Raw genomic sequence first — 15886 nt, 5'->3', positions numbered from 1 at the left:
CTTACTTTTTCCCGTTAAAGTATTACTATTACGAAAAAATTGTGCGTTAGGGGTATACTCGTGAAAAAAACTTTAAGACTGCAAACACGGCTGACGATCTTTGTCTGTATCGTTGTTCTTATTTCCCTTTGTATTACATTCTTTACGATATGGTCGGAAACAGCCAAGAACATTCATCAGCAAGAGCGTGACATTGCCCTCTCCACTGCCAAAATGGTTGCAGAGGCACCAATCACAGCGAAATCATTAGAAGACCATTCATACTCAGCACTGCGTCAATATACAACAAGTGTTCAGCATATCACCAATACTGAATTCGTTGTCGTCATGGATATGAACGGCATTCGCAAAACACATCCCAATCCACAAAAGATCGGCAAACGATTTGCTGGCGGTGATGAAAAACCGGCATTACAGGGTAAGGAACATATTAGCACGGCATCTGGAACACTTGGTAGGTCCATGCGTGCTTTTGTTCCTGTTTACAGCCAAGACGGAAAGCAGCTCGGGGCTGTGGCAGTAGGGATTACGTTAAAGGAAATTGACTTGATTATTCATCAAAGCTTACTCCCGCTCTACTTCGTCACATCGCTTAGCCTTCTATCTGGCATTATCGGTGCACTCATTGTTGCACGAAAAGTGAAGAAGATTATGTTTGGACTCGAGCCAGATGAAATTGCTACATTATTGAAAGAACGAAGCGCCATGCTAGAATCAACAAAAGAAGGGATTCTTGCCGTCGATCAGCACGGTAAAATCAAGCTCGCCAACGCAGAAGCCAAACGACTCTTTCATAATTTGGGCATTATGGTTGACCCTAGAGAACAGGATGTTCAGACTCTCCTTCCTTCAAGTGGTCTAAAGCAAGTAATCGAAACACGCAAACCGCTACTTGATCGTGACGTAAGAATGAATGGGCTGGAGCTCGTCTTTAACGAGGTACCGATTACCGTAAAAGGTGAGATTGTTGGGGCGATTGCCACCTTCCGTGACAAAACAGAAGTCAAACACCTGGCTGAGCAGCTAAGCGGGGTCAAGATGTATGCCAATGCCCTTCGCGCCCAGTCACACGAATTTATGAACAAGCTTCATGTGATTTTAGGATTGGTACAGCTCAAAAACTATGATGACCTTGGCACTTATATACAAGATATTGCGATTTATCAGCAAATAGAAACAAATGAAATCATCAACCATGTGAAGAACTCTGTCTTAGCAGGATTTTTACTAGGAAAACAAAGCTATATTCGAGAACAAGGTGCCACCTTAGAAGTCATTTGCAACACACAGGTCCCAAACTCCGAGGACCCAGCAGTAACACATGATCTCATTACTGTCATTGGCAACCTGTTAAATAACGCACTCGATGCTGTTTCTCATACAGTGATCAAAAACATCTCGATCTCATTCCGATACATCCAGGAGCAGCTTCATATTGAAATCACAGACACAGGTGTTGGTCTCACAAAAGAAGAGCAGGACATGATGTTTGATCAATGCTTTTCAACAAAAGGAGAAGACAGAGGATTAGGGCTCTACTTCGTTGACCAAAGCCTCAAAAAACTAAGCGGACATATGATTGTCACGAGTGAAAAAGGAGAAGGAACGACCTTTAGTCTCCGTATCCCGTATAAACAAAAGGAGGATTCTCATGATTAATGTGTTAATAGTAGAAGATGATCCAATGGTTGGGGAGCTGAACAAACGCTATCTTACCCAAATAGATGGTTTTGAGTTAAAGGGGATTGCCACCTCCATTCAGCGGGCATTAGAATTATTAAAAACAGAAGTCATTCACCTTATACTGCTCGATATTTATATGCCAGGACAAAATGGGCTCGCTTTATTATCAGAAATTCGTCAGCAAAACCATGCCGTCGATGTGATTGTCATTTCTGCTGCCAATGAAGTCGACGTGGTCCAGCAAACGATGCGAAACGGAGCAGTTGATTATTTAATCAAGCCATTTGAGTTCGAACGATTCCAATCAGCGCTGGCAGAGTATAAAAGAAAACACGCCCTGTTCCAAACGATGAACAGCATCTCACAAAATGACTTAGATGGGAAACTTTTTCATAAAAAAGCAGAGGTAGAAAAGGTGCTTCTGCCAAAAGGCCTGACCAAGAGTACACTCAAACTCATTTGGACAAGCATTCAATCGTTTGGTCGGCAGGCTTTCACAACTGAAGACCTAGCCAATCAAACAGAAATCTCTCAAGTCTCCATTAGAAAATACTTGAAATTCCTTGAGGATATCAAAGTTGTCGATGTGGAAATGGCGTACGGGACAATCGGACGTCCTGTTTTTCAATATAAACTTAATACGAGCCATATGAATTTGATTCAGCAATATCTATAATTTGACACATCTGACCTTTCACAAAGGCCAGATGTTTTTTAATGACACACGATAAACAAACCCCTTGAAATCAGTGCTTCCACTGTAGTAGAGCACATCACAAAAGCGACATTATATCATATTTCAGTCTATAAAAAGACATCGAATGAAGCCTTTTAACATTTTTTTAAAATAAAACAAATTTCTATTTATTTATTCGATCGGAAATGATAAATTATGATTGATTAGTTCAACGAGATACAAGTCTGATGTCTTACATCTTCTCTTCCGCTCTCTGAATTTTTTTGAGAAAGCAGGATAAAATAACTTTTCACAAGGCGGTGAAGATGTAGCCAGTCTTTTTTCGCTTGACTTTTCTAAAAAAACTTTTAAATTTTATAGGAGGTTATGTTTTGAAGAAGCGAAAAATTGGACTAGCATTGTCCTTAGTCGTAGCAGCAGGAACCATCCTTGGAGCATGCGGCAACTCTGGTTCAAACAGCGGTGAAAGTAAAAAAGATAAAGATCAATTTACTGTTGCAATGGTAACTGACGTCGGTGGTGTCGATGACAAATCGTTTAACCAATCAGCTTGGGAAGGTCTACAGGCATTTGGAAAAGACAACAATTTAACAAAAGGTAAAAATGGCTTTGATTACTTACAATCTAAATCAGACGCTGACTATACAACAAACTTAAACACACTTGCACGTGAAAAATTTGACCTGATTTACGGTATTGGTTACTTAATGCAAGATTCTATTACCGAAATTGCAGATCAACGTAAGAAAAACCACTTTGCGATCGTTGATACAATAGTGGAAAAAGACAATGTAGCAAGCATTATGTTCAACGAAAACGAAGGATCTTTCCTTGTTGGTGTTGCGGCTGCTCTTTCTACAAAATCGAACAAAATCGGTTTTGTTGGTGGCATTGACTCTGAACTGATCAGAAAATTCGAAGTTGGTTTCCGTGCAGGCGTTCAAGCAGCTAATCCGAAAGCAAAAGTTGAAGTGAAATATGCTGGTGCATTCGATAAAGCAGACATCGGGAAAGCAACAGCTGAAAGTATGTACAAATCTGGCGTAGATATCATTTATCATGCAGCTGGCGGTACTGGAACTGGTGTCTTTACAGAAGCGAAAAACCTGAAAAAAGCTGACCCTAACCGTAATGTTTGGGTTATCGGTGTAGATAAAGACCAGTATGACGAAGGAAAAGTACCTGGAACAAAGCAAAGTGTCACCCTTACTTCTATGATCAAGAAAGTAGACACAGCAGTACAAGACTTAACAACGCAAGCAAAAGAAGGTAAATTCCCTGGAGGCGAAGTGATCACATACGGTCTGAAAGAAGGCGGCGTTGACATCTCTCCATCACAGGATAACCTTGACGAAGAGGTACTAAAGAAAGTAGAAGAATGGAAACAAAAAATCATTAAGGGTGAAGTCAAAATCCCTGCAACACGTGATGAACTAAAAGATTTTAAAGCTTAATTCATTGGGATAAGCGCGTCTTATCCCCTTGCCTCTCCTTTACCTCCTCTTTATTCGTAAAAGGTGGTAAAAGAAAAGCTGCAGCCTTGTTTTGCAGCTTTTCTTTTGCTAGTTTTTATCTTCATCAGCACCCTAAAAAAGGAGCGGTTAAACCTGTGGATTATATCATTGAAATGTTGAATATACGCAAAGAATTCCCTGGCATTGTAGCAAACGACAACATTACGCTACAGCTTAAAAAGGGTGAAATTCATGCGTTGCTTGGTGAAAACGGCGCTGGAAAATCAACGCTCATGAACGTGCTTTTCGGACTGTATCAGCCTGAAAAAGGTGAAATCAAGGTACACGGAAAACCCGTTCACATCTCAAGTCCGAATGATGCAAGTGATTTAGGCATTGGAATGGTGCATCAGCACTTTATGCTTGTGGATACATTCACTGTTGCTGAAAACATTATTTTAGGGAAAGAGCCAAAGAAATTTGGAAAGATTGACAAAGAGCAAGCGATTCAGCAAGTGCAAGAGCTTTCCGATCGCTATGGGCTGAAAATAGACCCTGCTGCTAAAGTGTCTGACATCTCTGTCGGAATGCAGCAGCGTGCAGAAATCTTAAAAACACTTTACCGCGGCGCAGACATTTTGATCTTCGACGAACCAACAGCCGTCTTAACACCTCAAGAGATAAAAGAACTTATACAAATTATGAAAAATTTAATCAATGAAGGTAAATCCATTATTTTAATTACCCATAAGCTGAAGGAAATTATGAATGCCTGTCATCGCGTCACCATTATTCGAAAAGGTCAAGGCATTCGTACACTTGATGTTGAAAGCACAAATAAAGACGAGCTTGCCAGCTTAATGGTCGGCCGGGAAGTTTCATTTAAAACAGACAAAAAAGCAGCTTCTCCTGCTGAGGAAGTGCTTCAAATTCAAGACCTGACTGTAAAAGACGCACGAGGAATCGAAGCAGTCAAACATCTTAACCTCTCAGTGAAGGCTGGCGAGATTGTCGGAATCGCTGGTGTTGATGGCAATGGTCAATCTGAATTAATTGAAGCCATTACAGGTCTGAAAAAATCAGAATCTGGTACGATCCTGCTAAACGGGAAAGCCATTCAAAATCTCCCGCCTCGTAAGATCACCGAATCTGGTATTGGCCATATTCCTCAAGACCGTCATAAACACGGACTTGTTCTCGACTTTTCAATTGGAGAAAATATTTCCTTACAAACATATTATCAGCGCCCATACTCAAAGTTTGGCTTAATGAATATGAAAAATATTTATCAAAAAGCAAAACGCATTATTGATGAATATGACGTACGGACACCGAATGAATATACAGAAGCACGTGCGCTGTCAGGCGGTAACCAGCAAAAAGCCATTATAGGCCGTGAAGTTGACCGTCATCCTGACTTGTTAATTGCCGCACAGCCGACACGCGGACTTGACGTTGGTGCGATTGAATTTGTTCATAAACGTCTCATTGAACAAAGAGATGCGGGCAAAGCCGTACTGCTCATCTCATTTGAGCTTGATGAAATTATCAATGTCAGCGACAAAATTGCTGTGATCTTTGAAGGTAGTATTATCGCCATTGTTGATCCAAAAGAAACAACAGAACAAGAGCTTGGTCTATTAATGGCTGGAAGTACGCAACAGGAAGTGGGGAAAGAAGCAAATGTCTAATCGCTTAACAAATCTGCTGATTCCGCTTATAGCCATTGTACTTGGTCTTTTCGTTGGGGCCATTATCATGCTTGCAAGCGGTTATAGTGTCATCGAAGGCTATGGCGCCCTTTGGAATGGCGTCTTCGGTGAGACCTATTATATGGGAGAAACCATCAGACAAGTTACACCTTATATTTTATCAGGGCTTGCTGTTGCCTTTGCATTTCGGACAGGCCTCTTTAATATCGGTGTAGAAGGTCAATTACTGATCGGCTGGGTAGCTGCTGTATGGATTGGAACTACGGTTCATGCACCGATCTACATCCACCTACCTCTTGCACTGATCACGGCTGCTGTTGCAGGTGCATTATGGGGCTTTATTCCTGGGTTTTTAAAAGCTCGTTTCTATGTACATGAAGTCATTGTCACCATCATGATGAACTATATTGCCCTTCATGTAACAAACTATTTGATTTCAAATGTCTTAACAAGTAATAAAGATAAAACAGAAAAAATTGAAGCAACCGCATCGCTTCGCTCTGGATTCTTTGAGCAAATCACCGATTTTTCTAGAATGCATAATGGTATTTTTGTTGCCATCATTGCTGCTGTTGTCATGTGGGTCATTATTCAAAAAACCTCTAAAGGGTTTGAATTACGAGCTGTTGGCATGAATCAAAAGGCCTCACATTATGCCGGAATGAACGTTCGCCGTAATATCATTTATGCGATGCTGATTTCTGGTGCCTTTGCAGGTCTTGCAGGTGCAATGGAAGGGCTTGGAACGTTTGAGTATGCCTCTATTAAAGGCTCTTTTACCGGTGTTGGTTTTGATGGAATCGCCGTCGCCTTATTAGGCGGAAACACAACCATTGGTGTTGTTCTGGCTGCATTATTGCTTGGTGGATTGAAGGTCGGTGCTTTAAATATGCCGCTTGAATCTGGCGTACCGACTGAGGTCGTTGATATTGTCATTGCGATCATTATTCTTTTCGTCGCCTCAAGCTATATTATCCGGATTGTGATTCAACAAATGAAGAAAAAGGGGGGGAAATAAGTGGGGTTTCTGCAAATTCTTGAAATCGTCATCCCAGCTACACTTGTTTATGCTGCACCACTTATTTTAACCGCTCTTGGAGGCGTCTTTTCAGAAAGATCAGGTGTTGTTAATATCGGTCTTGAAGGTTTGATGGTCATCGGAGCATTTTCCAGTATTATCTTTAACTTGTTTTTTGCTGATATGTTTGGCCCCTTGACCCCATGGCTTGGTCTTCTCGTTGGGATGGCTGTAGGCGGATTGTTCTCACTCATTCACGCTGTTGCGACCATAACGTTTCGAGCAGATCAAATTGTCAGTGGTGTCGCTATTAATATGCTTTCTCTTGGCGCTACATTGTTTGTCGTTAAGCTTATTTACGGAAAAGCACAAACAGATAAAATTACAGAGCCTTTCTATAAAGGAGATATTCCCCTTTTAAGTGATATTCCAATCATTGGTGATATTTTCTTTAAAGATGTATATTATACGTCCATACTCACATTAGCTCTAGCGGTTGTTGCTTGGTTTGTTTTGTTTAAACTGCCATTTGGTCTTCGTCTTCGTGCAGTCGGAGAGCATCCAATGGCTGCTGATACAATGGGCATTAAAGTCTATCGTATGCGTTATATTGGCGTTTTCATTAGTGGTCTGTTTGGCGGTCTTGGAGGGGCTGTCTACGCTTCGACCATCGCTCTAGATTTCTCACATGCGACGATTACAGGTCAAGGTTTCATTGCTTTGGCTGCTCTTGTATTCGGTAAGTGGCATCCATTTGGCGCAATGGGCGCTGCATTATTCTTTGGATTTGCTCAAAGTTTAAGTATCATTGGCTCTCTCTTACCGTTATTTCAAGATATACCCAACGTGTACATGCTCATTGCACCGTATGTGCTTACCATCCTAGCACTTACTGGCTTTATCGGACGTGCAGATGCACCGAAAGCCCTTGGTACACCTTATTTAAAAGGAAAACGATAAATACGATATATGAACAATCCCCTGAAGGACAAACTATCTTCAGGGGATTTTTGTATGATAAAAACGAAAAAATCCCTGTTTATTTTACTTTTATTATACTTAATTTAGTTTAATAAATAGAAGAGTATCATTCAATCTTCTACAATTGAGACAAATAGCGTTTGGGGGTGTTTATGTGGCTAATGCACAACAATTGAAATCGATTACAAACGATTCTGACAATAATAAAAGCGTTTTCCGAAAGATGATGTCTTGGAAAATTGGTGTTATTGATCTTCCTGTGTATTTAGTACTTGCAGCGATTATTTTAACTGCCGCTTATTTCAATAAAATTCCAGTAAATATGCTTGGTGGTTTCGCTGTTATTATGATTTTGGGGATTTTCCTTGGAGATGTAGGACAACGTATTCCAATCTTAAAAGATATTGGTGGACCAGCGATTCTTTCTTTATTCATACCATCGTTCCTGGTCTTTTTTCATGTTCTGAATCCAAACTCGTTGGAAGCGGTTACGTCTCTTATGAAAACGTCTAACTTCCTTTACTTCTATATTTCTGCTCTTGTAGTAGGTAGTATTCTTGGGATGCAACGAACTGTTTTAGTACAAGGCCTTATTCGCATGTTTGTTCCTCTTGTCGCAGGTACAATTGCAGCTGTGACTGCCGGAATTCTTGTTGGTCTTTTAGTTGGTTACACACCACATCATTCGTTCTTCTTTATTATTGTACCGATTATTGCTGGTGGTGTTGGTGAAGGGATTTTGCCATTATCTATTGCTTATTCACAAATTCTTGGTGTATCAGCAGAGTCATTAATTTCTCAATTAATTCCTGCTGCTGTTATTGGGAACGTCATTGCCATTATCTGTGCTGGCGCCATGAAAAAGCTTGGTGAAAAGCGTCCTGAACTTAACGGGAATGGCCGTCTTGTAAAAACGAAAGAAGCAAATGAAATTTTCGAGCAGCCTGATATGGATGCAAAAGTTGATTTCGGTTTAATGGGTGCAGGTGTACTTATTGCTTGTACGACCTTTATCTTTGGTGGTTTGTTAGAAAGCTTTATCCATATTCCAGGTCCAATTTTAATGATTGTTCTTGCAGCATTAATTAAATACTTAAACGTGATGCCTCAGCATCTACAAAATGGTTCTCAACAGTTCTACAAGTTTGTATCTAGAAGCTTCACATGGCCACTCATGGTTGGTCTAGGAATTCTCTACATTCCGCTTGATGATGTAGCAACTGTTATCTCTATTCCATTTGTATGCGTATGTATCGCTGTTGTTCTTGGAATGGTTGGTTCTGGTTACATCGTTGGTAAATTAATGAACATGTACCCAGTAGAATCTGCAATTGTTACTGGCTGCCACAGCGGACTAGGCGGTACTGGTGACGTTGCGATCCTTTCCGCTTCTGGAAGAATGGGACTTATGCCTTTCGCCCAAGTTTCTACACGTCTTGGTGGAGCAGCAACTGTTATTTGCGCAACGATCTTACTCAGAATGTTTACTTAATCAATACAATCATAAAAAGCATGAGCTCTCATTATGGGCACATGCTTTTTTATATTCCTTTTTTCCTATTAGACTTTATTCTTCACCAAAGACTACTCGTATATATTCTCTCGGCTGAAATGGATATTGTCTTGCTTCTTGATAGGTCATATAGAGAAGATGTTCTGAAAACATCGGCCATTCACTTTCTGACTGCCACCTTTTTTGATCATTTCGTTCTATTAAGAATGCTCCTCCTAAAATCGTGCAGAATATGCTTAAGCTGATGCCCGCTTTTAGTTTCATGTAATCAGCTCCTTTAAGAAAAGCATGTACGAAAAACAAAACAATATACAACGAGTTTCATTTTTGATAAAATAATTTTTGTGGTCAAAAGAACTCAAAAATAAATGCAATTTGTTGTAAATCAGTTCAAACCAATGCACTATTTCTGTATTTACGCTATAATTTTATTTACCAGTTCTTTAGAACGTGAATTTATATTGATCGAAGGAGGTTTATTTCTTGCAGCTTATTCACTTCGCCATCCTATCACCTTTTTTGCTTGCGTTTATTGTGCCTTTTCTTTTTAAATACGTAAAGCGTATACATACGGGGTGGTTTGTTCTTATCCTCCCTATTCTTTTATTTAGCTATTTTGTCCAAATGATCACAATCACATCAAATGGACGAACGTTGTTCTCACAGGCCGAATGGATTCCTTCACTCGGAATGAATTTCACTGTATATATAGACGGACTTAGTTTGTTATTTGCGCTATTAATTACAGGTATTGGCTCACTTGTGGTCTTGTACAGTATTTTCTACTTGTCAAAGGAAAAAGAACAAATCGGCTCTTTCTATACGTATTTGTTAATGTTTATGAGCGCTATGCTTGGTATCGTTCTATCTGACAACATGGTGGTTCTTTACTTGTTTTGGGAGCTAACGAGTATCTCTTCCTTCCTCTTGATTGGGTATTGGTATAAGCGAGATCGTTCTCGTTACGGAGCGACAAAATCACTGCTTATTACTGTTTTTGGTGGATTGGCTATGCTTGGTGGCTTCATCCTTATCTACTTGATCACTGATTCATTCAGTATCCGTGAAGCAATTAATCAGCTCCAGCTCATTATGGCATCACCTTATTTTATCCCTGCCATGATGTTGATCTTACTTGGTGCGTTTACTAAATCAGCGCAATTTCCATTCTATATTTGGCTGCCTGACGCAATGGAAGCACCAACTCCAGTGAGCAGTTACTTGCATTCTGCCACAATGGTAAAAGCTGGTATTTATCTTGTTGCCCGCTTCAGTCCCATCTTTGCAGTTTCAGAGGTGTGGTTTTGGACCCTTTCAATCGTTGGACTTGTCACATTATTCTGGGGATCATTTCACGCCGTCCGGCAAAACGATTTGAAAGCTATTCTGGCCTTTTCAACCGTTAGTCAGCTTGGCATGATTATGCTTATGCTTGGAGTAGGCGCATCTGCCATTCATGAAAACAATCCTGCTTTTTTCGGCGTAGCCGTTCTGGCCGCTATTTTTCATTTAATCAACCATGCCACGTTTAAAGGCAGTCTCTTTATGGCAGCTGGTATTATTGATCATGAAACAGGCACACGTGACATTCGTAAATTAGGCGGACTAATGACCATCATGCCTATTACATTTACAATTACATTGATTGGTACATTCTCAATGGCTGGACTTCCGCCATTTAATGGCTTTATGAGTAAAGAGCTATTTTTCACAAGCATGATACGTATCTCTGACATCAGTTTTACCGATGTTTCCACATGGGGTGCTATCTTCCCAGCAATTGCTTGGATCGCTAGTGTGTTTACGTTCATTTACAGTATGATGCTCTTCTTTAAAACATTTAGAGGTCGCCTACAACTCGATCAATTAGAAAAAAAACCGCACGAGGCACCGATTGGTATGCTCATCCCACCAATTATTCTTGCTGCACTTGTGGTCACCTTTTTCTTCTTCCCAAATATTCTAGCTTATTCTGTCATCGAACCTGCGATTGCAGCCATTATCCCTGATGCGATTGATCCAGGAAAACGGTTTGTTGTCAAAATTGAAGCATGGCACGGCTTTCAGAAAGAGCTTTATATGACGATAGGTGTTGTCGCTTTAGGAATCATCGGATATTTGACGTTGTCAAAATGGCGTCCAATCTACAATATCTTCAAAGAAAAATGGTCATTTAACTCATTATATGATCATTCGCTTACAGGATTAGAAAAAGGCTCGTATCGACTGACAAGCAGCTATATGACTGGGTTTCTTCGTGACTACCTTGTCTATGTGTTTGGGTTCATGATTATCGTGCTTGGAAGCGTCATGGTCTATCAACAAGCCTTCTCATTTCAAACGGAGCATGCTGCACCAATCGGCACTTACGAGGTCATCCTTTCACTTGTCATGGTGGCGGCGACCCTCACGACTGTGTTTGCCCGTTCTCGCTTAACGGCCATTATTGGACTAGGTGTCATGGGTTATACGCTCTCACTATTTTTTGTCATTTTCAGAGCACCTGATCTTGCACTCACACAGCTGATTATTGAAACGATTTCTGTTGCGCTGTTTTTACTTTGCTTCTATCACCTGCCAAAACTGAGCTTGAAGCAAAAAAAGAGAAGGTTCAGATTGACAAATTTAATCATTTCATTAGGTGTCGGCATCATTGTTACCTGCCTTGCCTTCGCTTCAACAAGTGAGCAGTCACTTGATACCATTGCGTCTTATTTTATTAAGAACAGCTACAAGCTTGCAGGTGGAGACAATATTGTTAATGTCATTCTTGTTGATTTTAGGGGCTTTGATACACTTACTGAAATTGCAGTGCTTGCTATCGCAGCACTTGGTATTTATGGGTTATTAAAGTCACAAAGAAAACAGAAGAGAGGAATGCGGCGATGAGAAAAATTGAGACGAATGATATACTATTACAAGTCACAACCAAAATCACTGCATTCATCATATTGCTTTTCTCACTCCACCTGTTTCTTGCGGGACATAACAATCCTGGCGGAGGGTTTATTGGTGGATTAATGAGTTCTTGCGCTGTCGTCCTGCTGCTCTTAGCCTATGACCTAAAAACAGTGAGACGCATCTTGCCGTTTAATTTTATTTATGTAGCAGGTGTCGGGCTCCTCATTGCCATCCTGACCGGTATCGGATCTTTCCTGTTCGGAGCACCTTTCTTATCCCATACCTTTGGTTATTTTCAATTGCCGTTTTTAGGGAAAACAGAGCTGGCAACAGCGGTACTGTTTGATATCGGTGTTTATTTGGTAGTTGTTGGTGTCACCATGACCATTATTCAAACGATTGGAGAGAAGGAATAATGGAATTTCTAATGTCTATTATCGTCGGAATTATTTTTATGACGGCGACCTATTTAATGCTTTCAAAAAGTCTTCTACGGGTCATCGTTGGTACTGCTGTTTTGGGTCACGGCGTCCATTTGCTTCTATTAACAATGGGCGGCTTAAAAAAAGGAGCACCTCCTATTTTAAAAGAGGGGCTCACATCCTATGTAGATCCTTTGCCACAAGCATTAATTTTAACAGCCATTGTCATTTCGTTTGGTGTGACATCCTTTTTGCTCGTCATGGCCTTCCGTGCCTTTCAAGAGCTACGAACAGATGACATGGATCAAATGAGAGGAAATGATCAGCATGAATAATCTCGTGATCCTGCCTATTTTAATTCCATTACTATCCGCTACACTATTGATCTTTATGAACAAGAACATCATGCTGTCTAGAGGCTTTAGTGTCTTTGCATCTCTTTCAGCCATTATATGTAACTTGTTTTTGGTTCAAACGATTTTTACAAAAGGTATACAGACACTTTATTTGGGCGGCTGGAAAGCACCATTTGGAATTGCGCTTGTGGCCGATCAGTTTGCTGCACTGCTCGTACTGACCTCTTCCATTGTTGGACTTGTCACAGTTCTCTTCTCCTTTCAAACGATTGGGAAAGAAAGAGAGCGGCTGTTCTTTTATTCTGGTGTACAGTTTTTATTAGCTGGCGTCAGTGGTGCCTTTTTAACAGGAGATATATTCACCTTGTTTGTTTTCTTTGAATTACTGCTGATGGCGTCTTACATGCTCATTGTGTTAGGCGGATCAAAGCCCCAGCTTCGTGAATCACTGAAATATATTGTGTTTAATATCATCTCATCGGCATTATTTATTGTCGGTATAGCTTGTTTATATGCGGTCACTGGCACATTGAATATGGCTGATTTAAGTGTGAAAATAGCTGAATCAGGACAAACAGGATTAATCACCGTCATTTCGATTCTGTTCCTCATAGTATTTGGCTTAAAAGCTGGTGTCTTCCCGCTTTATTTCTGGTTGCCAGGATCATATCATGCACCGCCTGCAGCAATTTCAGCTCTATTTGGCGCACTGCTGACAAAGGTAGGCTTATATGCCATTGCCAGAGTCTTTACGTTAATTTTTATACATGATACAGCCTTCACACATACACTCATGGCGTGGCTAGCCGCCCTAACGGTTATTTTCGGTGTGATTGGTTCTATCGCCTATTCTGATATACAAAAAATCGTGATTTATAATATTGTGACAGCTGTTGGGGTCATCTTATTTGGGATTGCAGCCAATACACCAGCATCGCTCCAAGGAGCCATTTATTATCTCATTCACGATATGGTGATCAAAGGAGCTTTATTTATGCTGGCAGGTGCATTATTTGTGTACGCTGGCACCAACAGCCTGAAAAAAATGGGCGGTCTGATTCAATCCCAGCCTCTCCTCGGCTGGATGTTTTTCATCTCCGCTTTATCACTTGCAGGTATTCCGCCACTTAGTGGGTTTGTTGGAAAGCTAAAAATTGTTGAAGGTGGATTTTCTGCTGGACACATGACATTTTCCATTCTCGTCTTACTGTCTAGTCTGCTTGTCCTTTATTCTGTTATGAGGATTTTCACGCTCGCATTTTGGGGCGAAGAACAGGAACTTCCGAGAAGAAAGTCGATTAAAGGTATGGTGTATCCTGGAGTACTGCTTGTTGTTTTATCGCTTGCGATTGGATTAGGAACAGAGTTCATTGCACCTTATATCAATCAAGCTACGGAAATGATTTCAACACCAGAAAAATATATTCAAGCTGTGCTGAAGGAGTAGATGAACATGGCCTTTCAAATATTATTAAACGCTCTCCTCGCCTTTACATGGATGTTTATGAATGATACTTACACAGCCTCAGGCTTTGTAAAAGGCTTTGTACTTGGGATGGTCGCTATTTTTATGCTGCGGCGATTCTTCCCGCAACGTTTTTATGGCTATGCACTTTATGCCATTTTCAAGCTCTTGATCATTTTCATTCGTGAACTGCTTCTTGCCAATTTGAGTGTTTTGAAGAACATATTATCACCGAAGCTTCAAATCAAGCCGGGAATTTTCGCCTTTCGTACAGATTTAAAATGTGATTGGGAAATTACTGTGCTTGCCAATTTAATCACATTGACACCAGGCACACTGGTCATTGATATATCGGATGATCGATCCATTTTATATATTCATGCGATGGATATTGAAGATGCTGAAAAAGCCATCCATGACATTCGTGTATCATTTGAAAAAGCCATTCAGGAGGTGAGTAGTAAATAATGGAACTCGTATTGCAAATTTCACTCGGCATTCTCGCATTGTCTACCTTGCTTTTTGTCATCAGGGTCATCAAAGGACCTTCCATTCCTGACCGTGTGAGTGCACTTGATGCGGTAGGGATCAATTTAATTGGGATGACAGCCATTGTTTCAATATTACTGAAGACGACTATGTTCTTTGAAATTATTTTACTGCTCGGTATCCTAGCTTTTATCGGCACTGTCGCTTTTTCTAAATTCCTTGAGAAAGGGGAAGTGATTGAAAATGATCGTCATCGCTAAAGCCATTGTGATCTTTTTTATTCTACTTGGCGCCATCCTTTGTCTGATCTCAGCCATTGGCTTACTTCGCTTACCGGACGTCTATACACGTATGCATGCTGCATCAAAAGCATCGACACTTGGCGTTGTACTCATTTTAGTTGGTGTATTCTTTCATGAATGGTTTCTTGCAGGTATTATCTCTGCGAAAATCCTACTCGGGATTGTTTTTATCTTCCTGACAGCACCAGTCGGCGCTCACCTGATCGGAAGAGCTGCCTACAACACAGGAGTCAAGATGGACAAACGGAGTGTGCAAGATGATTATGACGGGTTTCGTAACTTCGTGATTAAGCGAAATGAGGATTCTTATTTATAAAAGACAATTTAATATCCTTTTGTGGAGGAACAAATAAATGAAGGGCCTAACGTGTTAGGTCCTTTTATTTATGTCTTACGAGTGTAAAGAATATTAGCAAGAGTTATCATAGATAGCAACACCTTTTCACTTTGAATTTTTCTAGAAACCAAAAACCTCCATTATGACGCTCAAATATCAACATTATCGTTCAACAGAGTAAAAAAAAGCTTCCGATGGAGGGACTGACCCCCTAAGATGAGACAAATAAAAAACACCTTCAAGTTTGAAAACGGACCGTTGTGATCCGAAATAAAACATGGAGGTGTTTTTTCTATGGGGACAAGAGTGAGTTATCCAGTTGAAGTCAAACAGAAGGCTGTAGAAATGAGATTGGCAGGTGTACCTATGAAAGAGATCATGCAGGAATTGAATATCAAGAATAAGACGCAGGTTCAGACATGGGTGAGGTGGCATAAGGCTGGGGATACACACAGGTTCGAACAGCCTGTTGGAAAACAATATATCTATGGAAAGGGTCCCGAGTACTCTTCGGAATTAGAGAGACTGCAGGCAGAAAATCGTTATCTGAGACAAC

Annotated in this window: 15 protein-coding genes and 1 pseudogene; 15 read left to right on the top strand and 1 reads right to left on the bottom strand. The window is 40.5% G+C overall.

Annotated elements, in window-relative coordinates; translation table 11 throughout:
- Nucleotides 1-60 precede the first annotated feature (60 nt).
- From malK to WAX46_RS05390, 7 genes are all read left to right on the top strand, one after another.
- Complete coding sequence (malK, locus tag WAX46_RS05420) at nt 61-1659, top strand: malate sensor histidine kinase MalK (protein ID WP_226567416.1); 1599 nt, start codon at nt 61-63, stop codon at nt 1657-1659.
- On the top strand, nt 1652-2359 hold the full coding sequence (locus WAX46_RS05415; protein ID WP_226567417.1) for a response regulator: 708 nt from the start codon (nt 1652-1654) through the stop codon (nt 2357-2359). The genes malK and WAX46_RS05415 overlap by 8 nt, the downstream gene beginning before the upstream one ends.
- 392 nt (nt 2360-2751) lie before the next feature.
- The gene (locus tag WAX46_RS05410; protein ID WP_226567418.1) at nt 2752-3834 is read left to right on the top strand and encodes a BMP family lipoprotein; all 1083 of its coding nucleotides are present in this window, start codon (nt 2752-2754) and stop codon (nt 3832-3834) included.
- Between the two features lie 155 nt (nt 3835-3989).
- The gene (locus WAX46_RS05405; RefSeq protein WP_226567419.1) at nt 3990-5525 is read left to right on the top strand and encodes an ABC transporter ATP-binding protein; all 1536 of its coding nucleotides are present in this window, start codon (nt 3990-3992) and stop codon (nt 5523-5525) included.
- The gene (locus WAX46_RS05400; RefSeq protein WP_226567420.1) at nt 5518-6564 is read left to right on the top strand and encodes an ABC transporter permease; all 1047 of its coding nucleotides are present in this window, start codon (nt 5518-5520) and stop codon (nt 6562-6564) included. Before WAX46_RS05405 ends, WAX46_RS05400 begins: the two co-directional genes overlap by 8 nt.
- Nucleotides 6565-7524 (top strand): ABC transporter permease, encoded by a 960-nt coding sequence (locus tag WAX46_RS05395; RefSeq protein WP_226567421.1) that lies wholly within the window; start codon nt 6565-6567, stop codon nt 7522-7524. It begins immediately after the preceding gene.
- A gap of 193 nt (nt 7525-7717) precedes the next feature.
- Nucleotides 7718-9037 carry a 2-hydroxycarboxylate transporter family protein gene (locus WAX46_RS05390; protein ID WP_442895658.1) on the top strand — a complete coding sequence of 440 codons (1320 nt, stop codon included), beginning with the start codon at nt 7718-7720 and terminating at the stop codon, nt 9035-9037.
- Nucleotides 9038-9112: 75 nt separating this feature from the next.
- Here WAX46_RS05390 and WAX46_RS05385 read toward each other — a convergent pair whose 3' ends face one another.
- Nucleotides 9113-9322 (bottom strand): hypothetical protein, encoded by a 210-nt coding sequence (locus WAX46_RS05385; protein WP_226567423.1) that lies wholly within the window; start codon nt 9320-9322, stop codon nt 9113-9115.
- A 219-nt stretch (nt 9323-9541) separates the two neighbouring features.
- On the opposite strand from WAX46_RS05385, the gene WAX46_RS05380 reads away from it, so the two are divergent.
- The 8 genes and pseudogenes from WAX46_RS05380 to WAX46_RS05345 all read left to right on the top strand — a co-directional run.
- The gene (locus WAX46_RS05380; protein WP_336493458.1) at nt 9542-11947 is read left to right on the top strand and encodes a Na+/H+ antiporter subunit A; all 2406 of its coding nucleotides are present in this window, start codon (nt 9542-9544) and stop codon (nt 11945-11947) included.
- Nucleotides 11944-12375 carry a Na(+)/H(+) antiporter subunit B gene (locus WAX46_RS05375; RefSeq protein ID WP_226567425.1) on the top strand — a complete coding sequence of 144 codons (432 nt, stop codon included), beginning with the start codon at nt 11944-11946 and terminating at the stop codon, nt 12373-12375. The genes WAX46_RS05380 and WAX46_RS05375 overlap by 4 nt, the downstream gene beginning before the upstream one ends.
- Entirely contained in the window at nt 12375-12716 is a 342-nt protein-coding gene (locus tag WAX46_RS05370; protein WP_226567426.1) for a Na(+)/H(+) antiporter subunit C, read from the top strand. The genes WAX46_RS05375 and WAX46_RS05370 overlap by 1 nt, the downstream gene beginning before the upstream one ends.
- A complete protein-coding gene (locus WAX46_RS05365) occupies nt 12709-14184 on the top strand; it encodes a Na+/H+ antiporter subunit D (protein WP_336493457.1) in 1476 nt (491 codons plus the stop codon). Before WAX46_RS05370 ends, WAX46_RS05365 begins: the two co-directional genes overlap by 8 nt.
- A 6-nt stretch (nt 14185-14190) precedes the next feature.
- Entirely contained in the window at nt 14191-14670 is a 480-nt protein-coding gene (locus tag WAX46_RS05360; protein WP_226567428.1) for a Na+/H+ antiporter subunit E, read from the top strand.
- A complete protein-coding gene (locus tag WAX46_RS05355) occupies nt 14667-14951 on the top strand; it encodes a Na(+)/H(+) antiporter subunit F1 (protein ID WP_226567461.1) in 285 nt (94 codons plus the stop codon). The genes WAX46_RS05360 and WAX46_RS05355 overlap by 4 nt, the downstream gene beginning before the upstream one ends.
- Entirely contained in the window at nt 14935-15309 is a 375-nt protein-coding gene (gene mnhG / locus WAX46_RS05350) for a monovalent cation/H(+) antiporter subunit G (RefSeq protein ID WP_226567430.1), read from the top strand. The genes WAX46_RS05355 and mnhG overlap by 17 nt, the downstream gene beginning before the upstream one ends.
- 315 nt (nt 15310-15624) lie before the next feature.
- Nucleotides 15625-15886, top strand: a pseudogene (locus tag WAX46_RS05345) (helix-turn-helix domain-containing protein); the annotation flags it as partial.

Origin of the sequence: Bacillus sp. FJAT-53060 (assembly GCF_037104745.1) — a bacterium.
Lineage (GTDB): Bacteria > Bacillota > Bacilli > Bacillales > Bacillaceae > Bacillus > Bacillus stratosphericus_B.
Note: the sequence above shows the minus strand (reverse complement) of the source record. Positions and strands in the feature narration are given on the sequence as shown.

Excerpts from the sequence above, each read along its gene's own strand:
- mnhG (WP_226567430.1), top strand. The coding sequence starts at position 14,935 with ATGATCGTCATCGCTAAAGCCATTGTGATCTTTTTTATTCTACTTGGC.
- WAX46_RS05370 (WP_226567426.1), top strand. The coding sequence starts at position 12,375 with ATGGAATTTCTAATGTCTATTATCGTCGGAATTATTTTTATGACGGCG.
- WAX46_RS05375 (WP_226567425.1), top strand. The coding sequence starts at position 11,944 with ATGAGAAAAATTGAGACGAATGATATACTATTACAAGTCACAACCAAA.
- WAX46_RS05400 (WP_226567420.1), top strand. The coding sequence starts at position 5,518 with ATGTCTAATCGCTTAACAAATCTGCTGATTCCGCTTATAGCCATTGTA.
- WAX46_RS05385 (WP_226567423.1), bottom strand. The coding sequence starts at position 9,322 with ATGAAACTAAAAGCGGGCATCAGCTTAAGCATATTCTGCACGATTTTA.
- WAX46_RS05365 (WP_336493457.1), top strand. The coding sequence starts at position 12,709 with ATGAATAATCTCGTGATCCTGCCTATTTTAATTCCATTACTATCCGCT.
- WAX46_RS05415 (WP_226567417.1), top strand. The coding sequence starts at position 1,652 with ATGATTAATGTGTTAATAGTAGAAGATGATCCAATGGTTGGGGAGCTG.
- WAX46_RS05360 (WP_226567428.1), top strand. The coding sequence starts at position 14,191 with ATGGCCTTTCAAATATTATTAAACGCTCTCCTCGCCTTTACATGGATG.